This window comes from Deltaproteobacteria bacterium, from assembly GCA_016875225.1.
Lineage (GTDB): Bacteria > Myxococcota_A > UBA9160 > SZUA-336 > SZUA-336 > VGRW01.
Genome location: VGRW01000002.1, coordinates 86,834 through 107,610, shown reverse-complemented (window position 1 = coordinate 107,610; position 20,777 = coordinate 86,834). Strand labels below are relative to the sequence as shown.

The following is a 20,777-nucleotide window of genomic DNA, read 5'->3' as shown; positions in this document are numbered from 1 at the left end:
CGACTTCAGCCCGCGCGCGCCCGGCGGCGGCGCGGCAGTGACGTTCCGCCGTTCTCGTGGTCTAGCGCGTAGCTCATCAGGTTCTTCACGTCGTAGCAGATCTGCCGGATGTCGTAGCCCATGGTCAGATCGAGGTGACTGTTCCCTCTCACCGGGCGCCAGAGCAGATACTCGCTCGACGCGGCCCGGTAGACGTTTCTCGTGGTCCGGACCGAAGCGAGCGGATCCTCGTCGCCGAAGAAGATCGCGAGCGGTATGCGGATGCGCGGGAACGCCGCCGCGATGTCGTGTCGAAGCTGCGGGCTGGTGAGCTCGCCGCGCCTCGCCCAGCGAGCCAGCTGCTCGAGCGTGGCGCGCGGCTCGTCGTTGCCGCCCTCGCGAAGCAGCGGCCGGAGCGCGCCGAGCGCCACGTTCCGCGGCTGATACAGCAGCGGTCGACTGAACGGCAGACGCCCGGTGAGCGGCGCCTGAACGGCGCTGCGCAGATTCTCCTCGAACCAGCGGAACGCGGCTCGGAACGGCAGGCGCCGGAAGCGCCAGGGCGAGAACTCGCGCGTCGGAGCCGTGAGCCCGGGAAGGCGCTGCACCGTGCGAGCGCCCACGCGCAGCAGGTTCGCACCGGCGAGCAGAACGTCGATCGCGGGGAATCCCAGCACCGGCCCCCACGCGAGCAGACGCAGCCACACCGGCAGGCGCGCGAAGTCGGACGGGGAGCCGATCGTGATCAGGCCCTGAAGATCGTCGAAGAGCGTCGCGTAGGCGTAGCCGAGGATGCCTCCTAGGCTGTGACCGCAGTAGAAGATCCGCTCACGTCCGGAAATGCGTTTCACTTCGGCGACGGCGGCAGGAAGATCGAGAAGCAGATGTGAGTCGAGATCCCAGAGATAGTCGAGATCCGCGGGCAGCTCGCCGCCGTTCGCCCGCGCCTCGCGCCTCTGTTGCTCGACTCCGCTCTTGCCGTGACCGCGTAGCTCGAGCAGGAACAGATCGGCGCCGAAGTAGAGCATGCTCTTCACGAACTCGCCCGAGCTCCAGGCGCGACGGTTCTGCGTGTAGCCGTGCACGAGCAGCAGCGGCACGCCCAGAAGCGGCTGCGGGAAGGACTGCGCGCGCGGGCGGTAGCGCGTGAGCGCGAGGGTCCAGCCGTCCTCGGTGCGGACAGCGAGCTCCTCGCGGGTGTGGAGATCGGAGAACTCGACGTCGTCGACGCTCGTCGCGACGGCGCGAAGCTGCGCCACCGATCCACCGAACTCGCTCACCACCCCTCCGTGCCGGCGGGCGCGAGCTTAGCTCAGGAATAGCTCGGGTTCGAGACTTCCAGACGCTCGGCGGTCGTCGCGCGGAGGTGCGCGAGCAGGCGCGATCGCGCCTCGCCCTCGGCTCCGAATCCGCCGCGGATCCGCGCGCAGAGCTCGCGTTCCAGCGCCTCGACCGAGCGCTCCAGCTCGCGCGGATCGGTCGGCTTCGCATCGACCCTGCCGAGCAGCTCGCAGAGGCGCGCATGCTGCGCGGCTCTGTGCACGCCCTCGAGCTCGAGCTCGCGCAGCACGATGCCGAGCGCGTTGATCGAGACGCGGGCGTGGAAGCGCCGCACGCCCTCGAGCTCGGGCAGCAGGTCCTTCTCGAGGAAGCTCCGCACGGCAGCCAGGAGCTCCTGCTTCGTCGGCCGATCCACGGCTAGCCCTCCAGCTCTCGCGACAGGAATGCGATCGCCCGCTGCCACGCGTCGGCCGCGGCCTCGGACCGGTAGCTCTCGGCGCGGGACTCGTTGGCGAACGCGTGACCCGCTCCGGTGTAGACCACGGTCTCGAGCGGCAACCCGCGCGAGGCAGCCTTCGCGCGCAGCTCCTCGACCTCGGCCAGGGGAATGAACACGTCCTCGGAGCCGAACAGCGCGAGCAGCGGGATGGCGAGATCTGCGAGCGCGTCCGACGCGTGCTCCGGATTCGCCTCGTCGATCGCGTCCGCGCGCAGCAGTCCGTACCAGGAGACCACCGCCGACAGTCCGGCGCAGCGCGCGGCGGCGAGACACGCGTACTTCCCGCCCATGCAGAAGCCGGTGAGCCCGACTTTTCGCCCCGCGACCTCGGGCCGCGAACCGAGCCAGGCGACCGCCGCCGCGATGTCGGAGAGCACGCGCCGATCCGGCAGGCGATGCAGGAACCGCATCACGGCGGGCATGTCCGCCGGCGTGCCGGGCTTCTCGCCGCGCGAGTACAGATCGAGCGCCAGGGCGACGAATCCGGCGCGGGCCAGGCGCTCCGCGGCGCGGTGGTACGGATCGTACAGACCCCAGACGTCGTGGATCACGATCACGCCCGGCCGCGGCAGCCGCGTTCGAGTATCGCCCGGAATCTGCTCGGGCAGGTAGAGCGCGCCGCGGAGCCGCTCGGGGCCGCTCGCGAACTCGACGTTCACGCGAGCGCCTCGCGCTGCCTCCACACGTAGATCTTCATCGGCGGAACGTTCCAGAAGCCGCTGTGGGTCTCGGGCCGCGCGCCGAAGACGGGCTCGCCGAGATCCTTCACCTTGCTGCGGAACTGGTAGGCGACGAAGCGGCCGTCGGGGCCGAGTACCCGCTTGGCCGCCTGCAGCGTCGCGAAGCCGACCCCGTGCTCGAGCGTCGAGAACGGGATTCCGCTCATCACCAGGTCGGCCTTCGACTCGCCCACCTTCGCCAGCGCCGCCTCGATCTCGGTCGCGCTGCCGTGGTGGATGTAGAGCCGCGGGTCGGGAAGCTCCTTGCGCAGCACCTCGACGAAGTCGGAGCTGATCTCGATCGCCACGAGCTTGGCGTCCGGTCGCATCCGCTCGAGCGCGTGGCGAGTCAGCACGCCGGTTCCGGGACCGAGCTCGACGATGACGCGCGCCTGCGCGATGCCGCCGCACTCGAGAGTCCGCCGCGTGAGGAACCGCGAGCTCGGAATCACCGATCCGACCTCGCGCGGGTTCTTCAGGAAGCCCTTGAAGAACTCGAGCGACTGGCGGGCGGTCGAGGCTCGTGGACGCGCGGGGGACTTCATCGAAACCTGCTCCTAGGCGGCAATGCACCGGGCCCGACGGGTTTTATCGCGCCGCGTGCACAGGGTCAACCGTCAGGTCCGGATTCCGTCCGCGAAGAGCTTGGTGGAACGGCGCAGCAGCTCGCGTCCCGCCCGATCGGCCGTCTCGGAATCGCGGGCCGAGATCGAGACTCCGAGACGCTGCAGCAGCGGTCGCAGCTTCTTCCGCTCCGCGACCAGATCGCCCGGCGCGCGAAGCGGGCCCTGCTCCGCGAGAAAGCGCGAGAGAGAGTTCGCGAGGATCCGGAGCACCCGGTTGTGAGTCATTCGCGCGAACACGACCTGCAGCTCGCGGAGCGACTCGAGAAACTCGGCGTCGGAGCGCTCCAGGCTGGCCGCGCGGCGCAGATCCGCCGCGCAGGTTTCGAGCTCGGCGTCGCTCGCGCGCAGGAGCGCGAGCTGCAGCGTGCCCGCGAGCACGATCTCGCGCAGCTCGAGCAGCTCCCGGACGCCCGCCGCGTCGGACTCGCCGCCGTCCGAGATCAGCGACGAGACGATCTCGAAGCTCGCGTGCTCCGCGTCCCGCACGCGCGCTCCCGAGCCGGGCTGGATCTCGACCAGGCGCAGCTGCTCGAGCTTCTTCAGCGCCTCGCGGATCGAGCTGCGATTCACGCGCAGGCTCGAGGCGAGCTCGCGCTCGGCCGGCAGGCGCTCCCCTGGCGCGAACGACCCGTCGAGGATCTTCTGCCGGATCCGCGCCACGACCTCGTCGAGCAGGAGCGGCGACTTGATCTCGGTGGGCGTCGCGTTCATCATCGCTGGCATGGTCAAAGCCTACTCGATCAGCGCCGCGGACATCGTCGCCGAGAAGGAGCGCGTCGGCGGCGACGTCTCCAGCTTCGAGTTCGCGAACGTGATAAAGCTCGATCAGCTCGCGCTTCGCAAGCTCGGTCCCGCCGACGTCCATCTGCGCATCCTGGCCGCGTCGGGCGAGCACAACGTCGATCACGCCGTGCTCGCGGACACCGACAGCATCGCGGCCTCTCGCGGCGGGAAGATCTATCCCGGGAACTCGGCCGTCGGCGAGGTGCTCGCGGTCGGAAGCGACGTCAAACGCTTCAAGCCCGGCGACGTCGCGCTCACGCACTGCAATGGTCAGCCCGACGGCTACGGCTACCCGATGCGGATCTGGGCCTACGACCAGCCGGACTCGATCGGCTGGTACGCGGAGGAGGCGGTCGTCGGCGAGTGGCAGCTCGTGCCCGCCCCGCTCGACTGCGGCCTGAGCCTGTGGGAGATGGCGGCGCTGCCGCTGCGAGCGCCGACCGCCTATCACATGTGGCGACGGGCGCTGGGGATCTTCCGGCTCAAGGTGCCCGACACCAAGCTGCGACGCCTGAACGTGCTCTCGTTCGGAGGCGGAGTCGGCGAGTGCTTCCTCATGCTCGCCAAGGCCGAAGGCCACCATGCCTTCTTCTGCTCCGGCTCCCCCGACCGCCGCGAGGCGCTGTCGCGCCAGGGAATCCGCGGAATCGACCAGAAGGCGTACAACCGCTTCGCCTCGCGCGACGACGTGAAGGCGTTCCACGGCGAGGTCAAGAAGCTCACCAACGGGGTCAACATGCACATCGTCTGCGACATGCTGCGCGGACCGGTCTTCGACGCGGGTCTCGCGGTCGCCGCGCGCTGCGGCGTGAACGTCTCCGCGGGATGGCAGCTCTCGCAGCAGGTCAGCTACAACTCGACGCTGCAGTCCGTGAAGCAGGTCACGATCGACCACACTCACTACGAGACCGTCGAGGGCTGCGCCGCGGCCACCGAGCTCTACGGCGTCGTCTTCAAGCCGACCGTGCACAAGGAGATCTACGCCTTCGAGGATCTCCCGCGCGCGATGCGCGAGATGTACGACGCGCGCCAGACCGGAATTCCGATCATTCGCGTCGCGAAGACGATGCCGGAATCGCTGCGATCGCTCGTCTGACGGCGCCCGCCTTCTGGCTGCTGAAGTCCGAACCCGAGGTCTATCCGTTCTCGCAGCTGGTGGCGGAACGGACCACGCTCTGGGAGGGCGTGCGCAACCACCAGGCGCGGAACAACCTGGCGGCGATGGCGATCTCCGACCTCGTGCTCTTCTACCACTCACACGACGCCGATGTCGTCGGGATCGCACGAGTCTGCCAGGCCGCGCGCCCTGACCCGACCAGCGACGACCCGCGCTGGATCGCCGTCGGGATCGAGGCCGTGAGACCCTTCGCCCGGCCCGTACCGCTCGCCGAGATCCGCGCCGATCGCGCGCTCGGGAGACTCGCGCTCGTGACGCAACCGAGGCTCTCGGTGATGCCGCTCTCGAAGCCGCAGTTCGATCGCCTGCTCGAGATCGGCCGCACGACCCTGCCGCGCGGACTCGCGCTCAGATCGGCGAGGGCGGCGGAGGCGGACGGACCGGGTTGAAGCCGGGCCGAGTGACCACGCTCTCGCTGCCGATCTCCTCGGGAGTGAAGCGCTTCTCCAGATTCTGGAGGATGTCGTCGAGCGCGATCATGAGCCCCGGCATGGCGCCCACGACCTCCGCGATCCCGTTCTCGCGCAACGTCGACGCGGTGACCTGCAGGTATACGATCAGCTCCGAGATGCCACGCTGACGAGCGCCTTCGCTGAGCTGCTCCGCCACGCGCTGGCCGAGCTCCGCGGCGAGGGCGTCGATCCGGGTCGCGGAGTCGGCGACCTCTTTGCACTCCGGGTGCCACATGTCGGTGCCCTTCGAGACCACCGCCTGGACGCGATCGCGCTCGGCCAGCAGGTCGATCCAGATCTCGGGGAAGCTTCGCGCGCGGATCGGCGCGCCTTCGGCAGAAGGACCGTCCGCCTTCTCGGCGGAATCCTTGCAACCGCCGACCAGGACCAGCGCCAGTACCATCAGGGAGCCGAGGATCCGCCGCATGCTTGCCTCCGTGGGAGAGACCGAGCGTACCCCGCCGGCCGAGCCCGTGCTAGCGGCGGACGCGCAGGAGCAGCAGGCCGTCGCTTCCCGGTGTAGACAGGCGCGAGAGCGCGTTCCCGTCCAGCGCGATGCGCACGTTCGACACGCCGCGCTCGCGCAGCGCCCGTTCGAGCTCGCCGAGCAGCGCGCCGAGCGCGGAGCCGTGAAGGACCCGTCCCCTGCGGTCGGTGCCACCGAGCTGCCAGAGCGGAACCGGGCGTCCGAAGCTCCGCGCGCGCGGCGCCACCCAGCCCGGCGGAATCTGACCCTCGTCCCAGGCGAGATGCACGCTCTGCTCGAGCAGCGCGTTCTCGTCGACGCCGAGCCCCTCGAGCCCGTCGATCGCGATCGTGCGCACCGTGACCAGGACGCCGGGGAACGACGCCCGATCCACGTCACGCGCCGGCTCGCCGATCGATGGCGTGGGCGGACCCGCGAGCAGCAGCGCGAGCGAGGCGAGCAGGGCGCGCATGTCTCATGCCTCTTCGACGCGACGCACGGGCCGGCTTTAGATCCCCCCGCGAGCCCGGCCCTAGAGCAGCGACGGGTAGCAGAGCCGGCCGCCCTGGACCCGCGCCAGCGGATCGAGAACGTGCAGCTCGCGGGAGCTCGGATGCGCGAGGTGGACGACGCGCCAGCCGCGCGCGACCAGGGCGTCGGAGAGGATGCGCCGGTGACACTGCCGCCAGTCGCGCTCCGCGCACAGGAAGGCGCAGCTCCGCTCGTGCGCGAGCGACTCGAGCCGAGCGAGCCCGGCCTCGAACGGCTGCGATCCGAGCGCGTCGGCGTAGGCCCGGAGGGCAGGCTCGCGGAGCGCGCGGTTCGCCGAGCGCTCGATCGGGATCGCAGGCGAAAGGCGCCCGCCGAGCTCGCTGCCGAGAAAGACGTAGTCGATCCCCGCGGCGCGAAGCCCGGCTTCGAGCGAGGGCCGGGCGTGCTGCGGGTGGCGCTTCGACACCGGAAAGCGTCGCACGTCGGCGACCAGCGCGATCCGGCTCTCCCCGAGCAGGCTCACGAGCTCCGCGCGTGTGAGCGACGAGTGGCCGACGCTCGAAATCTCCACGGGCTATCCGAATCGATCCGGCGAGAACGGCGCGAGGTCGAGACCGGTGCGCTCGCCGGCGACGATCTCGGCCACGAGCCTACCGCTGATCACGCCCTGCGATATCCCGCTCATTCCGTGGCCGGTGGCGATCACGAGATTGTCGAACTTCCGGGTGCGGCCGAGGATGGGGCGATCGTCCGGCGTGAGCGGCCGCAAACCCCGCCAGGTCTCGACGTGCGGCTCGGTCTCCACGCCCGGCAGCACGCGCGCGACGGCGCGCTCCACGGCGCGCACGCGGCGCAGGTTCACCGAGAGATCCAGCCCCGCGAGCTCGAGCGTGCCGCCGAAGCGCAGGACCTCGCCCATGGGCGTGACGAAGACCTTCGACTCGGAGAGCATGATCGGTGTCTCGCCGAAATCGGAGGGACACCGAACGGTGATGCTGTAGCCCTTCGCGCCCTGCACCGGGAGCCGGAGACCGAGATCTCGCGAGATCTGCGGCGACCAGGCTCCGCCCGCGATCACGACCTCTCCGGCTTCGAAGTCCCCGCGCGTGGTGCGCACGTGCGTGATGCGGCGCCCGTCGCGCGCGATCGCGAGCACCTCGTGGCCGGTCCGGATCCGCGCGCCGCGCGCGACCGCGAGCCTCGCCAGCTCCGCGACCAGCCGCGCCGGCTGGACGTGCGCGTCGACGGGGAAGAGCACGCCGCCGGTGATCGCGCCCGCGACGCGCGGCGCGAGCTCGCGAACGTCGGCCGGCGAGAGGGCCCGGCCGTCGCCGCCGAGCTCGCGCAGGACTCCGTCTTCGTGGTGCGCGGCCGCGAGACCCGCCTCGCTTTCGCAGAGCACGATCAGCCCGCGTCGGGCGAAGCCGATCTCGACGCCCGGCCGGGACGCGAGCTCCGCGCAGAGCGCCAGGTTCGCGAGCGAGAGCTCGCGATTCAGCCGCAGCGTCTCCCGCGCTCGCGTCGCCGTTGCGGCGCGAAGAAAGCCTGCGAGCCAGCGAACGAGCTCGAGGTCGAGTCGCGGCTTCACGTAGAACGGGCTCTCGGGATCGAAGAGCCAGCGCAGCGCCTGTCCGATCACGCCCGGCGCGGGAAGCGGTGTGCCGTGACTCGGGAAGATCCAGCCCGCGTTTCCGTACGACGCGCCGGAGCAGATCTCGCCGCGCTCGAGCAGGACCACGCTCGCGCCGCGCTCGGCCAGGTGATGTGCGCTCGCCGCACCGACGACCCCGCCGCCGATCACGATCGCGTCGAAACGCTCGCTCATACGCTGCGAATCCGGCGCGTCAGGGCGACGCGATGCCGAGCGCCGCCGCCAGCGCGTGATAGATGAAGCTCTGCTCGCGAGAGCCGTGGAAGAGCGCCGCGCTCGGTCCGCCCGCGTAGACGGGAACGTCCTCGCCGCCGTGCGTCTCCGAGGCGAGCGGCAGCGTCGCCTCCTGCAGATACAGCGACGACTCCGTGTCCACGTCGGAGAGATCGGGTCGGCCGAGCTTGGGCGCGCTCGATCTCTTGGCGAAGTGCGGCAGGCGCTTGGGGCCCTCGGGCTGCGCGTCGCTCGCGCCGACGTAGCCGGGGCCGTTCGCGTAGCCGAGCGTCGTGTATGGCAGGCCGGTGAGATCCGGCGCCGGCGTCGTGCCGAGCGGGCTCTCGCCGGACGAGCCCACGACGAGGCCGAGGATCGGATTGCCGCGCTTCGGGTAGCCCGAGATCGTGAACGTGTGACTGTGGTCGGCCGTGACCACGATCAGCGTCGTCGCGGGGTCGGTGAGCTCGCGAGCGACCCGCACCGCGTTCGAGAGCTCGATCGTCTCGCCGAGCGCGCGGCGGGCGTTGCCCGCGTGATGCGCGTGATCGATCCGCCCGCCCTCGACCATCAGGAAGTAGCCTTTCGGCGCGCGTTCGAGCAGCTCGATCGCCTTCCGGGTCATCTGCGCGAGCGACGGCTCGCCGGCAGCGTCGGTCGCGCGATCCTCTTCGAACTTCATGTGGCTCGGCTCGAAGAGCCCGAAGAGCTTCGGCGTCTTGGCCGCGTCCACCGCCAGAAGCTGATCCGCGTTCCAGGCGTAGACACCGCCGGGGTTTCGCGATCGCCACTCTGCGACCAGGTCGCGTCCATCCACGCGCGCGCCCTTCTGCTGCGGGTACTCCGGGTCGGCCTGCGTCGCGGGCAGGAAGAACGCGCGCCCGCCGCCGAGCGCGACCTCGATCCCGTCGCCGTGCGCGAACTCGACGAGCTGCCGCGCGATGTCCGGAAAGCCCGCCTCGCGCGCAGCGGCGGGCAGATTCGCGTCGCCCTCCCAGTTGCGATCGGGCGTGTGCGCGTAACAGGCGCCGGGCGTCGCGTGCGTGATCGTCGTGGTCGTCACGACCCCCGTCCAGAGTCCGCGGTCCTCGGCCTGCTCGAGAAGCGTCGGCACGCTCCCGGCCGCGCTGGCCGCGAAGTCGCCGCGCGCGACGCTCTCGGCGACGCCGAGCACGCCCGCGCGCGTCTTCACGCCCGAGACCATCGCCGTCATCGTGCCGGCCGAGTCGGGAACCTGGAAGTCGGTGTTGTAGGTCTTCGAGAGCGCGGTGAAAGGCAGTCGCTCGAACTCGAGCAGATTCTCCTCGCCCGACCCGCCGCGCAGCTGGCCTTCGCGGATGCGCGCGGCCGTCACGGTCGCGATTCCCATTCCGTCGCCGACGAACAGGATCACGTTCCGCGCGGGCCGGGTTGCTCCGACCTCGGCGCGCGCGGCCGATAGCGCCTCGCGTCCGGCGCGAAACGAGGCATCGGCAGCGACGTCGCCGGCGCGCGCCGCGCTCGCGCCGAGCAGAGCCAGCGGCAGAGCCAGAGCCGCGAGAGCGACGCGCGCGATCAAGGCTCGTCCAGCGCTTCGAACTTGCCGACGCGCCGCGCGTGCCGGCCGCCCTCGAACTCGGTGTCGAGCCAGAGCCGGACCCAGGCGAGCAGCTCTTCGGCCGGAAACTCGCCCGCGCCCAGGCAGAGCGCGTTCGAGTCGTGGTGCTTGCGCGTCATGACGGCCGTGCGCGCGTTGTAGATCAGCGCGGCGCGTACGCCGGGAATCCGGTTCGCGGTCATCGCCATGCCGATCCCGTTGGTGCAGATCAGGATCGCGCGGTCGGCCTTGCCCTCCGCGACCGCTCGCGCGGCCGGGATCGCGTGGTCCGGGTAGTCGCAGGACTCGGTCGAGCCGGTGCCGAAGTCGGTCACGTCGTGGCCGAGCCGGCCGAGCTCCCGCGCGAGACGCGCCTTGAACTCGAAGCCCGCGTGATCTGCGGCGAGCGCGATCCTCATGATCGCCGGACTATGCCACGGGCCAGTGCGGGTGCCACGGACGCTCGCGCTCGAAGGCGTGCGCGGCCTGCAGCACCAGCTCGTCGCGGTGTCGCTCGGCCACGAGCTGCATCCCGATCGGAAGCCCGGCTCGCGACAGCCCGACGCGAAGCGACGCCGCCGGGTGCAGCGACAGGTTGAACGGGATCGTGAACGACGCGACGCCCCAGTCGAGCTGCGCTCGGCCCTCGGTCTCGAGCGGGAACGGCCCCTTCGCGGGCGGCGGGTCGAACGGAACCGTCGGCGTGATCAGCAGATCGTGCTCGGCGAAGACCGCGTTGCACCAGCGCGAGAGCTCGAGCCGGCGCATCGCCTGCTCCCTGAACCATTCCGGTGTCATCTGCCAGGCGAGCTTCATCGAGGCCAGCACCGCGCGGCCGAAGTCCGCCTCGCGCGCGGGAAGATGCTGCAGGTTCGCGGCCGCGAGCTCGAACGCGCCCCACATTCCCCAGGCCTGCCCCATCTTCGGCGGGCCGCCCTTGATCTCGACCAGCTCGTGGCCGAGCCGCTCGAAGAGCTTCGCCGCGTCGTACACCGCCTGCGCGATGTCGGACTGCACGACGGCGTAGCCCAGGTCGGGTGAGTAGGCGATCCGAAGCTTTCGCGGCACGCCGTCGGCGAGCTTCGCCCGGTAGGAGAAGCCCGGGTGCGGCAGTGAGCTCGGATCCTCGGGCGAGTAACCCGAAGTGACGTCGAGATACAACGCGTTGTCCGCGACCGTCTTGGTGAGCGGCCCCTGCACCGCCGTGTCGCCGTAGGACCAGAGACTCTTCGACTCGTTGGGAATCCGGCCGAACGTGGGCTTCAATCCGAACGCGCCGACGAAGCTACCGGGAATCCGCGTCGAGCCACCGCCGTCGCTCGCGGTGACCAGCGGCAGAAGGCAGGCGGAGAGCGCGGCCGACGAGCCGCCGCTCGAGCCGCCGGGCGTGAGCGCCGTGTTCCAGGGGTTCCGGGTCACGCCGAAGATCAGGTTCTTGGTGATCGCCGTGTAGCCGAACTCGGGCGCGTTGGTCTTGCCAATCGGGATCGCGCCCGCGCCTCGCAACCGCGCGACCTGCACCGAGTCCTGCGTGGCCAGGTTCTCGCGGTACGGGATCGAGCCGTGCGAGGTGACCAGCCCCGCGCAGTCCTCCAGGTCCTTCACCCCGAGCGGCACGCCCTCGAGCGGTCGCGCCTCGCCGCGCGCGATCCGCGCCTCTGCGTCGCGCGCCTGCGCGAAGAGCGCGTCGCGGTCGTACATGGCGACCACCGCGTTCAGCTCCGCGTTGCGCTGGTCCAAGCGGCGGAACACCGCCGAGAGCAGCTCGACGGGCGAGAGCTTGCGAGCCGAGAGGGCGCTGGTGAGCTCGACCAGGGAGAGGCGGAGCGGATCGTCCATCCGCGCAGTATACGGCCGGATCGCCTCAGGCGTTCGCGTAGATGTCCATCACCTCGTGCAGCAGCTCGATCGCCTCGGTCTTCGGGCGCTGGAAGGAGTTGCGGCCCATGATCGAGCCGAACGCTCCGCCGTCGGCCAGCCCGCGGATCTCGTCCAGGATCTCCTGCTTCCCCTTCGCCGGGCCGCCCGAGAAGATCACGATGCGCCGGCCGCCGAACGCGCTCTGCACCACGTGGCGCACCCGCTCGGCGAGCGTGGCGACGGGGATCTTCTCCTTCTCGTAGACCTTCTTCGCCTCGGCCTGCTCGATGTGCGCGGAGGGCGGCTTCACCTTCACGACGTGGGCGCCGAGCTGGCAGGCGATCTGCGCGGCGTAGGCGGCGACGTCGATCGCGGTCTCGCCCTCCTTGGACAGGCTCGAGCCGCGCGGGTACGACCAGACCACCACGGCCAGCCCCTTGCGCTTGGCCTCCTCGGTGAGCTCGGCGATCTGCCGGTACATGGTCTTGGCCTCGCCCGAGCCGGGGTAGATCGTGAAGCCGATCGCCGCGCAGCCCAGCCGGAGCGCCTCGTCCACCGAGCCGGTGATCGCGGGAAGCGGCTCGCCGCCCTTCGCGAGCGACTCGCTGTTGTTCAGCTTCAGGATCATCGGCACGTCGCCCGCGAACTCGGCCGCGCCGGCCTCGAGAAAGCCCAGCGGCGCCGCATAGGCGTTGCAGCCCGCGTCGATCGCAAGCTCGAAGTGGTAGCGCGGGTCGTAGCCCGCGGGATTGGGCGCGAAGCTTCGCGCGGGCCCGTGCTCGAAGCCCTGGTCGACCGGCAGGATCACCATCTTGCCGGTCCCGGCGAGCCGTCCGTGGTTCAGCATCCGCGCCAGATTGGCCTTCGTGCCCGCGTTGTCGGCGCTGTACCAGGAGAGAATTTCCTTCACACGTTTGGTCGTCACGCTGTGGCCTCCAGGTTTCCAAGGCTCGCGCCCGGAAGAATCGCGGGCATGTTATCCCATCGAATCCGGCGCGGCCGCTGTCCCGTTCGGGATCAAGCAAAGCCCATGCCGCGCCGTAGCGGGAGATGGATGCGCACTCGTGCGGTACGGATCGTCTGCACTCTCGGGCCCGCCACGCGCTCGAACGCGACCCTGCGGGGTCTGATCGACGCGGGCATGAGCGTGGCTCGGATCAACTTCGCCCACGGCACCGAGGCGGAGCACCGCGAGACCGTGGCACGCGTGCGGGAGGCGTCGCTGGCCAGCGGGCGGCCGGTGGCGGTGCTGCAGGATCTCTCGGGCCCCAAAATCCGCCTCGGAGAGCTCGAGCCGGCGACGCTCGCGCTCGAGACCGGGGCGCTGGTCACGCTGGGCTGCGGGCTTGCCAAGGGTGATGCGCGCACGCTGCCGGTCCCCGACGAGTACCTGGCGCAGGAGGCGCGGCCGGGCGGCCCGATCCTGCTCGGCGACGGCGCGGTCGAGCTCGAGGTTCTGGACGTCGACGCGAGCGAGATCCACTGCCGCGTCGTGGTGGGCGGCACGATCACCAGCGGCAAGGGCGTGAACGCGCCCGGCGGGCTCTCGGCGCGGCCGATCCTGGCGGAGAAGGACCTGCGCGATCTGGAGCTCGGCGTCGAGCTCGGCGTCGACCTGGTGGGCGTCTCGTACGTGCGCACCGAGGACGACATCTCGACGGTGCGCCGGGTGCTGAAGAGCCTGGGTCGACCGACGCCGCTGGTCGCGAAGATCGAGACGAAGCTCGCGCTGGAGAACCTGGAGGCGATCCTCGCGCGCGCGGACGCGGTGATGATCGCCCGCGGCGACCTCTCGCTCGAGATCCCGTTCGAGCGCGTGCCGATCGAGCAGAAGCGGATCGTGCAGGCGGCGATCCGCGCGGGGCGGCCCGCGATCACCGCAACGCAGATGCTGCAGTCGATGGTGACCGCGCCGCGGCCGACGCGCGCCGAGATCACCGACGTCGCGAACGCCGTGCTCGACGGAACCGACGCCGTGATGCTCTCCGACGAGACCGCGATCGGCGCCGACCCGGTGCGCGCGTGCCGCGCGATGAGCCGGATCATCGACGCCACCGAGGACGCCTACCCGAGCCACGCCGAGGTTCCGATCGACGGGATCTCGGGCGAGCTGCGCGAGCTCGTGGTCTTCTCGCAGGCCGCCGTGCGCACCGCGCGCGAGTGCGGCGCGCGAGCGATCGTCACCTGGTCGCGCGGGGGGATCGCGGCGCGGCTGCTCTCGCGCCAACGCCCGGGCGTGCCGACCGTCGCCCCCACCCGCTACGAGGAGACCTGGCGCCGGCTCGCCCTGCCCTACGGCGTGCGCCCGGTGCTCTGCCCGCGCGGCAAGATGAGCCTGGAGCAGCTCGAGCGGGAGATCGGCCGGCTGGACGGCACGGACTTCCTGCTCCTGGTCGGCCACATCGCCGGCGACCAGCGCCGCGTGCCCTGGATGAAGCTGGTGCGCGTGATCGACTCCGGCGAGTGGGACAGCGACCCGCGCGAGTGATCTGAAACGACCTTTGCCCGGCCAGCCTCAACAGGGTAAGGTCGCCTGCCCATGTCCAAGGACGCCTCCCCCCCCAAGGCCGTCACGCTCGCCGACTCGCCGCTCGACGAGATGTCGAAGAACGAGCGGCTGAAGCTCGAGAGCGAGGGGCTGTTCTGGGTCGCCGGCAAGACGAAGCACAGCTTTCGCTCCGAGCTCGACGACATGGCGGCGGGGCGCGCCGCGACGCTCTCCGGTGAGGCCAAGGAGATCTCGAAGCACTTCGGGATCTACAAGCAGCAGGAGCGCGTCGATGGCCGCAAGACGCACGACTACATCTTCATGGTGCGAATGCGCGTGCCCGCGGGCGGCGAGCTCACCGGCGCGCAGTTCCGCGCGCTCTGCGAGGCGGCGGATCGCTTCGGCGACGGAACGCTGCGGCTGACCACGCGTCAGGCGATCCAGTTCCACCACGTGAAGGCGCCGTATCTCGGGGCGCTGGTGCGCTTCCTCGGCCAGGACTACCCGAACAACGGCTACCAGATGTCGACGATCGCGGCGTGCGGCGACGTGAACCGCAACACGCTCTGCTCGCCGGTCGACGACCTGATCCCCGAGCTGCCGCTCCGCTCGCGCGAGCTCGCCTACGCGGTCGCGATGGAGCTGGCCCCGCGCTCCTCGGCCTACTACCAGATCTTCCTCACCGACGAGGCGGGCAAGATCGAGACGCCGATCACGAGCGACGAGCCGATCTACGGCCGCCAGTACCTGCCCCGCAAGTTCAAGGTCGCGTTCGCGCACGCGCACGACAACTCCGTCGACGCACTGACCAACGACGTGGCCTTCCTGCCGGTCGTCGACGGCGGCGCGATCGCGCAGGAGTACGACCTGTACGGTGGCGGGGGTCTGGGCACGACGCACGGAAACCCGCAGACCCGCGCGCTGCTCGCGCTCTACCTCGGCCGGGTGCCGAGAGAGCAGGTCGTGGCCGCGACACGCGCGATCGCCATGCTGCAGCGCGACCACGGCGATCGCGGCGATCGGCGCATGGCGCGCTGGAAGTTCACGATCCGGCGCCTGGGCGTCGAGCGCGTGAAAGCCGAGCTGCGCGAGCGCTTCGGGCTCGATCTGAAGGACGCGGCCCCGCAGCCGATCCCGCCCAACCGCTTCTGGCACGGCTGGCACCGCGAGGTCGGCGACGAGCGCTTCTTCCTCGGCATTCCGGTCGAGAGCGGCCGCGTGCGCGACACGGACTCGTGTCGGATGCGCTCGGCGGTCGGCGCGGTGCTGGCGGAGCTTCCCGAGGTCTGCGTGCGCGTGTCCTGCAACCAGGACCTGCTGCTCACGCACGTGCCCGCCACGAGGCGCGCGTTCGTCGACGCCACGCTGGCGGCGCACGGCGTCCGGCCCGCCGGCGCGATCTCGCTCTTCCGCAGGCAGGCGTTCGGCTGCCCGGCGCTTCCGACCTGCGGGCTCGCGATGACCGAGGCGGAGCGCGCGGTTCCCGGTCTGTGCGATGCGGTCGAGGCCGCCGGGCTCGGCGACGTCGACGTGGTGGTGCGCATGGCCGGCTGTCCGAATCACTGCTCGCGCCCGCCTTCGGCCGAGATCGGCGTCACGGGCTTCGGCAAGAACGCGCACATGATCGCGGTCGGCGGCTCGCGCGAGGGCACGCGGATCGCGCACGTGCTCTACGAGAAGATCTCGTCGGAGCAGATGGTGCCGGTGCTGATCGGCCTGCTGCGCGCGATCAAGCACGAGAATCCGGAGCGCCTGCCGGCCGGGGAATTCCTGCACCGCACCGCGCCCGAGCGGCTTCGCGCGCTCGTCGGCGTCGAGGTCTAGCTTCGATGGCGCAAGTCGAGCTCTCGAGCGAGGACGGGGTCGCGACGCTGCTGATCAACCGGCCCGAGTCGCTGAATTCGCTCTCGGTCGGGCTGCTCGGCGAGCTCGACCTGGCGATCGCGCGCGTCGAGCGCGAGCCCGGCATCCGCGCCGCGATCGTGACCGGCGCCGGCCGGGCGTTCGTCGCGGGCGCGGCGATCGACGAGATCGCGCGTCTCGACGCGCGCACGGGCCTCGAGTTCGCGCGCCGCGGGCAGGCCGTCTTCGCGCGCATCGAGAACCTCGACAAGCCGGTCGTCGCGGCGGTGAACGGCTTCGCGCTCGGCGGGGGCACGGAGCTCGCGCTCGCCTGCCACGTGCGGATCGCGTCGACGAAGGCGAAGTTCGGCCAGCCCGAGGTGAAGCTCGGCATCCTGCCGGGCTTCGCCGGCACGCAGCGCCTGCCGCGACTCGTCGGCCGCGGAGTCGCGACCGAGCTGATCCTGCACGGAGGCCACATCTCGGCCGAGCGGGCGCTGTCGATCGGCCTGGTGAACGAGGTCGTCGAGCCGGACGCGCTGCTTCCGCGCGCGAGGCAGTTCCTCGCCGAGTGCCTGAAGAACGGCCCGCGCGCGCTCGCGGCGTCGCTGCGCGCGATCCGCGAGGGCCTCGACCTGCCGCTGGCCGATGGCATCGAGCGCGAGGCGCGGATCTTCGGCGAGCTCTGCGGCACGCCCGAGATGGTCGAGGGCACCTCGGCCTTCCTGCAGAAGCGCGAGCCGAAGTTCTAGAGCGCCCGCCGATCGGGCCGATGGCGGCGATACTGCTCGAGCGTCCAGCCGAGCGCCGGATGCGATGCGAAGGCCGCCATGAACTCGCGCACGGAGTCCGGCACCGGCTCCGGACGCGCCATGTCGGGATGATCCGGCCGCACCAGCAGCGCGAGGTTCGCGGCGGCGGTGAGATCCGCGACGCTGAAGCTGTCTCCTGCGAGCTGGCCGCTCGGGCCGACCTCTCGCGCGACGAGGTCGAGCGCTGCGCGCGTGCCCGCGAACGCGTCGTCGACGGCGCGCGCGTCGAAGAGCTTCATGCTCCGGCCCACGACCTGCTTCGTGACCGGAAAGAGCGCGCGGTAGCCCGCGCGCACGGGCGCGCTCCGCCTTCCAGCGAAGATCCGGCACAGGTACGCCGGCTCCCGGATCAGCACGGAGAAGAGCGCGCAGCGTACGCGCGGGCCGACCTCGTCGTCGAAGTGCCGCTGCAGCGCGAGCGCGCGCTCTCGTCGCGCCGGGTCGGCCGGGTAGAGCGACGGGTCGGGCTGGAGCTGCTCGAGCGCGTCGATGATCGCCGCCGATCCGGCGATCGTGCGGTCTCCGATCTGAAGCACCGGCACCTGCATCTGCCCCGAGAGACGCTGCATCTGCGGCGCGTGCGGGCCCGGCAGATAGTCGACGCGCTCGTGCGCGATCCCCTTCCAGTCGAGCGCCCAGCGCACCTTCTCGTTGTAGTGCGAAAAGGGGAACTGGTGCAGGACGATGGCCGACTTCGTCACCCTGGCACCTGCGCGAAGCGGGTGCCGAGCTCCGGGTAGTTCGTTTCGGGCAGCGCTAGATCCCGCGCGGCCTCGACCTCGATCTGCACGGGGCCCTCGGCTCGCTTGGGCTCGACCTCGACCAGGATCGCGAGCGGCGACTCGGGCCAGCGGAAGCGGAGCGTCGCGCCCGAGCTCTCGCACTCCGCGCCGAGCAGCTCGCTCCACTGTCGCCGCGCGGCGTCCGCGGAAGCGGCCGAGAGCCGCACACCGAGAACGCGCGCGGCGTCTGCGGAGAGCCGCGGCGAGAGGATCATCTCGCCACCGGGGCGCGGCTGGGATTCCACCATCTGCACCACGATTCCCTGCGCCTGCTTCGGGTGCAGGAACGCCTCCTGCCAGTGCGGATCGGAGCGGTCGCTACCCACGATGGTGTAGCCGAGCTCCGCCGCGCGCGCACAGACCTCGTCCAGGCTCGGCACCTTGAACGTGACGTGGTGGATGCGCGGCCCGCCGCGCTCGAGGAAGCGGTGCAGGAAGCCGTCGGGCGGGCCCATCGGGTAGATCACCTCGATCCTCCCGCCGCCGGCGAACTCCCACTGCAGGAACCCGAACGGCACACCCGGATGTCCGCCCGCGACCGCCCCGCGCAGCACGCCCTCGAAGAGGGGCTTTGCGAGCTCCAAGCGAGGCAGGCCGATCGCGACGTGGTCGAGCTTGATGCCTGCCATCGCGTCGACCTAGAGCACCGCTTCGACGAGATGGGGCCCGCGCTCGCCGAACGAGCGGCCGAGCGCGGCTGCGAGCTCCTCGGCGGTCTCGACGCGCTCGCCGGGAACGCCCATTCCGCGCGCGAGCGAGACCCAGTCGAGGTTCGGAGGGCCCAGATCCGTGAGACCGCGCGCGGCCGGGCCCGGATCGCGGACGTCGGCGCGGGCGAGCTCGACCTTCAGGATCCGGTACATGCGATTGGCGCAGACGATCGCCGTGACGTCGAGCGACTCGCGCGCCGCGGTCCAGAGCGCCTGCAGCGTGTACATGCCGCTGCCGTCGGCCTGCAGCGCGATCACGCGTCGGTCCGGGCAGGCGATCGCGGCGCCCACCGCGTTGGGCAGCCCCTGCCCGATCGCGCCGCCAGTGAGGCCGAGCGACGAATGCGAAAGCGCGCCGCTCGCGTAGCCGAACCAGGGCGCGCCCGAGGTCGCCGCCTCGTCGACGACGATCGCATTCTCGGGCTGGAGCGCGGCGAGCGTGCGGCCGAGCGAGTCGGGCGTGAGCTTTCCGGTCGCGGGCTCGAGCCGGACGCTGGCGGCGAGCTCGTACTCGCTCTCGCCCGCGCCGAGGGCGTCGGCGAGCGCTTCGAGCGCGCCCGCCGCGTCGTCCTCGGGCCGGGCCAACACAGAGATGCGACACGTCGGCGGCGCGAGCCGGCTCGGCAGGTTCGGGTAGCCGAAGAACGCGACCGGCTCGGTCGCGCCCGCGAGCAGGAGCTGGCCGACCTTGCCGAGCAGCTCGATGCCCTGCTCCGGGAAGTACGGAAACTTCGCGAACGCCGGCAGACCCGCGCCGCGCTCGACGCGCGCGGGGAAGGTGCCGAACAGCACCCGAGCGCCGGTCTTCGCCGCGATTCGCGCCGCCGCGAGCGACCCGGATCTCGAGAGCGCGCTCCCGCCGAGCAGGATCGTTGCGGGCTCGCCGCTTCGCAGCGCGCGCGCGGCGGCGTCGATCCGATCCGAGCCGACCTTTTTCGCCGCTTCGACCGCGACCGGTCGCGACGGGCCGGGCGCCTCGCCCCAGGCGCAGTCCGCCGGGACGATCAGCGTCGCGACTCCGCCCGGCGCGCGCTGGGCTGCGGCGATCGCCTCGGCGACATCGCGCCCGAGCTCCGCAGCCGTCTTCGCCTTGCGCAGCCAGAGCGAGACGGGCCGCGCGAGCGACTCGATGTCGCTGGTGAGCGGCGCGTCCGCGTCGAGGTGCCAGGTGGCCTGGTCGCCGATCAGGTTCACGACCGGCGAGCCCGCGCGCCGCGCGTTGTGCAGGTTCGCGATGCCGTTGGCGAAGCCGGGCCCGAGGTGCGTGAGCGTGAGCGCGGGCTTGCCCGCCATTCGCGCGTAGCCGTCGGCCGCGCCGGTGACCACGCCTTCGAAGAGGCCGAGCACCGCGCGAATTCCCGGCACCGCGTCGAGCGCGGCCACGAGGTGCAGCTCGGTGGTACCGGGATTCGCGAAGCAGACCTCGACGCCCGACGCGACGGCGGTGCGGATCAGCGCCTCGGCGCCGTTCATATCCGCGCGCTGTCCGAAGGCTCCGGCACGACGAGGTTCTCGATCTGCCCGAGGCCCGAGATCGAAACGCGCACGCGCTGACCCAGCTTCAAGTATCCGCGCGGATTCATCGCGACGCCGACGCCCCCGCAGGTTCCCGTGCTGATCACGTCGCCGGGCTCGAGCGTGAACGCGGTGGAGAGCGTCTCGATCTGGTCGAAGCAGTCGAAGACCAGGTTCTTCGTGTTCGACTTCTGGCGCCGCTCGCCGTCGACGGTCGTCTCGAGGTCGAGGTCGTGCGGGTCGCCGAGCTCGTCGGGCGTGACCAGGAACGGGCCGAGCGGGCCGTGCGTGTCGAAGGACTTGCCGAGCGTCATCGTCGGCGCGCGCTGCTGCCAATCGCGCACCGAGACGTCGTTGCAGATCAGGTAGCCCGCGATCACCTCGATTGCGCGCGCCTTCGGCACGTGCCGGCAACGGCGGCCGATCACGAGCGCGAGCTCGCCCTCGTAGTCGAGCTTGTCGGAGACCCTCGGCATCCAGATCGGGTCGTAGGGCCCGTTCACGCAGCTGGTCTGCTTGTTGAAGAAGACCGGAAACTCCGGCGCCGGTCGGCCGGTCTCAGCAATGTGGTCCGCGTAGTTGAGCCCGATCGCCAGGAACTTCCGCGGTCGCAGGCAGGGCGCCTCGAGCTTGACCTGCGCGATGGGGACTCGCGGCCCGCGTCGGGTCGCGCCGCGCGCGAGCTCGAGAGCGTCGGGACCGGCGGCCAGGAACGCCTCCATCTCGCGCGGAAGCTCGGGCGCGGCCGCGGAGAGGTCGACCAGCTCGTCTCCGACGGCGACGCCGATCCTCGTGATTCCCCCGTGCGTGAACGTCGCAAGCAACACGCGCGGCAGTATAAGCCAACACCCGAA

Annotated in this window: 22 protein-coding genes; 5 read left to right on the top strand and 17 right to left on the bottom strand. The window is 71.1% G+C overall.

Annotated elements, in window-relative coordinates:
• Window positions 1-5 precede the first annotated feature (5 nt).
• The 5 genes from FJ108_01175 to FJ108_01155 all read right to left on the bottom strand — a co-directional run bounded on the left by FJ108_01175 (window position 6) and on the right by FJ108_01155 (window position 3,827).
• On the bottom strand, window positions 6-1,262 hold the full coding sequence (locus tag FJ108_01175; protein MBM4334511.1) for an alpha/beta hydrolase: 1,257 nt from the start codon (window positions 1,260-1,262) through the stop codon (window positions 6-8).
• A gap of 29 nt (window positions 1,263-1,291) precedes the next feature.
• Entirely contained in the window at window positions 1,292-1,675 is a 384-nt protein-coding gene (locus tag FJ108_01170) for a hypothetical protein (GenBank protein ID MBM4334510.1), read from the bottom strand.
• 2 nt (window positions 1,676-1,677) lie between these two features.
• A complete protein-coding gene (locus FJ108_01165; protein MBM4334509.1) occupies window positions 1,678-2,472 on the bottom strand; it encodes a dienelactone hydrolase family protein in 795 nt (264 codons plus the stop codon).
• On the bottom strand, window positions 2,415-3,023 hold the full coding sequence (locus tag FJ108_01160) for a methyltransferase domain-containing protein (GenBank protein ID MBM4334508.1): 609 nt from the start codon (window positions 3,021-3,023) through the stop codon (window positions 2,415-2,417). The genes FJ108_01165 and FJ108_01160 overlap by 58 nt, the downstream gene beginning before the upstream one ends.
• Window positions 3,024-3,095: 72 nt before the next feature.
• Window positions 3,096-3,827 (bottom strand): FadR family transcriptional regulator, encoded by a 732-nt coding sequence (locus FJ108_01155; protein MBM4334507.1) that lies wholly within the window; start codon window positions 3,825-3,827, stop codon window positions 3,096-3,098.
• Between FJ108_01155 and FJ108_01150 the strand changes: the two genes are divergently transcribed.
• The gene (locus FJ108_01150) at window positions 3,826-4,983 is read left to right on the top strand and encodes a zinc-binding dehydrogenase (protein MBM4334506.1); all 1,158 of its coding nucleotides are present in this window, start codon (window positions 3,826-3,828) and stop codon (window positions 4,981-4,983) included. The genes FJ108_01155 and FJ108_01150 overlap by 2 nt on opposite strands.
• Window positions 4,713-5,453 (top strand): EVE domain-containing protein, encoded by a 741-nt coding sequence (locus tag FJ108_01145; protein MBM4334505.1) that lies wholly within the window; start codon window positions 4,713-4,715, stop codon window positions 5,451-5,453. Before FJ108_01150 ends, FJ108_01145 begins: the two co-directional genes overlap by 271 nt.
• Here FJ108_01145 and FJ108_01140 read toward each other — a convergent pair.
• The 8 genes from FJ108_01140 to FJ108_01105 are packed head-to-tail and all read right to left on the bottom strand — an operon-like array spanning window position 5,413 to window position 12,699.
• Window positions 5,413-5,943 carry a hypothetical protein gene (locus tag FJ108_01140; GenBank protein ID MBM4334504.1) on the bottom strand — a complete coding sequence of 177 codons (531 nt, stop codon included), beginning with the start codon at window positions 5,941-5,943 and terminating at the stop codon, window positions 5,413-5,415. The two genes, FJ108_01145 and FJ108_01140, sit on opposite strands and share 41 nt — an antisense overlap.
• A gap of 49 nt (window positions 5,944-5,992) precedes the next feature.
• Window positions 5,993-6,454 (bottom strand): hypothetical protein, encoded by a 462-nt coding sequence (locus FJ108_01135; GenBank protein ID MBM4334503.1) that lies wholly within the window; start codon window positions 6,452-6,454, stop codon window positions 5,993-5,995.
• 60 nt (window positions 6,455-6,514) lie between these two features.
• A complete protein-coding gene (locus FJ108_01130) occupies window positions 6,515-7,045 on the bottom strand; it encodes a DUF488 domain-containing protein (GenBank protein MBM4334502.1) in 531 nt (176 codons plus the stop codon).
• Window positions 7,046-7,048: 3 nt separating this feature from the next.
• A complete protein-coding gene (locus tag FJ108_01125) occupies window positions 7,049-8,299 on the bottom strand; it encodes an FAD-dependent oxidoreductase (GenBank protein ID MBM4334501.1) in 1,251 nt (416 codons plus the stop codon).
• 19 nt (window positions 8,300-8,318) lie between these two features.
• Window positions 8,319-9,896 (bottom strand): alkaline phosphatase, encoded by a 1,578-nt coding sequence (locus FJ108_01120; GenBank protein MBM4334500.1) that lies wholly within the window; start codon window positions 9,894-9,896, stop codon window positions 8,319-8,321.
• Entirely contained in the window at window positions 9,893-10,333 is a 441-nt protein-coding gene (locus FJ108_01115; protein MBM4334499.1) for an RpiB/LacA/LacB family sugar-phosphate isomerase, read from the bottom strand. The genes FJ108_01120 and FJ108_01115 overlap by 4 nt, the downstream gene beginning before the upstream one ends.
• A gap of 10 nt (window positions 10,334-10,343) precedes the next feature.
• On the bottom strand, window positions 10,344-11,753 hold the full coding sequence (locus tag FJ108_01110) for an amidase (GenBank protein MBM4334498.1): 1,410 nt from the start codon (window positions 11,751-11,753) through the stop codon (window positions 10,344-10,346).
• Between the two features lie 25 nt (window positions 11,754-11,778).
• A complete protein-coding gene (locus tag FJ108_01105) occupies window positions 11,779-12,699 on the bottom strand; it encodes a class I fructose-bisphosphate aldolase (GenBank protein ID MBM4334497.1) in 921 nt (306 codons plus the stop codon).
• Window positions 12,700-12,747: 48 nt separating this feature from the next.
• On the opposite strand from FJ108_01105, the gene pyk reads away from it, so the two are divergent.
• The 3 genes from pyk to FJ108_01090 are packed head-to-tail and all read left to right on the top strand — an operon-like array spanning window position 12,748 to window position 16,856.
• Window positions 12,748-14,262 carry a pyruvate kinase gene (gene pyk / locus FJ108_01100; protein MBM4334496.1) on the top strand — a complete coding sequence of 505 codons (1,515 nt, stop codon included), beginning with the start codon at window positions 12,748-12,750 and terminating at the stop codon, window positions 14,260-14,262.
• 51 nt (window positions 14,263-14,313) lie between these two features.
• Complete coding sequence (locus tag FJ108_01095) at window positions 14,314-16,086, top strand: hypothetical protein (protein ID MBM4334495.1); 1,773 nt, start codon at window positions 14,314-14,316, stop codon at window positions 16,084-16,086.
• A gap of 5 nt (window positions 16,087-16,091) precedes the next feature.
• Window positions 16,092-16,856, top strand: a complete 765-nt coding sequence (locus tag FJ108_01090) for a hypothetical protein (protein ID MBM4334494.1) — start codon at window positions 16,092-16,094, stop codon at window positions 16,854-16,856.
• On the opposite strand, the gene FJ108_01085 is transcribed toward FJ108_01090, so the two are convergent.
• Genes FJ108_01085 through FJ108_01070 form a run of 4 tightly spaced genes read right to left on the bottom strand, consistent with a single transcriptional unit; the run spans window position 16,853 to window position 20,750 of the window.
• Window positions 16,853-17,824, bottom strand: a complete 972-nt coding sequence (locus FJ108_01085) for a glutathione S-transferase (GenBank protein MBM4334493.1) — start codon at window positions 17,822-17,824, stop codon at window positions 16,853-16,855. The genes FJ108_01090 and FJ108_01085 overlap by 4 nt on opposite strands.
• A complete protein-coding gene (locus tag FJ108_01080) occupies window positions 17,614-18,327 on the bottom strand; it encodes a hypothetical protein (GenBank protein MBM4334492.1) in 714 nt (237 codons plus the stop codon). Before FJ108_01080 ends, FJ108_01085 begins: the two co-directional genes overlap by 211 nt.
• A 9-nt stretch (window positions 18,328-18,336) precedes the next feature.
• Window positions 18,337-19,881, bottom strand: a complete 1,545-nt coding sequence (locus FJ108_01075; GenBank protein ID MBM4334491.1) for an acetolactate synthase large subunit — start codon at window positions 19,879-19,881, stop codon at window positions 18,337-18,339.
• Window positions 19,878-20,750, bottom strand: coding sequence for a fumarylacetoacetate hydrolase family protein (locus tag FJ108_01070; protein MBM4334490.1), 873 nt, complete (start codon window positions 20,748-20,750; stop codon window positions 19,878-19,880). The genes FJ108_01075 and FJ108_01070 overlap by 4 nt, the downstream gene beginning before the upstream one ends.
• Between the last annotated feature and the right edge of the window lie 27 nt (window positions 20,751-20,777).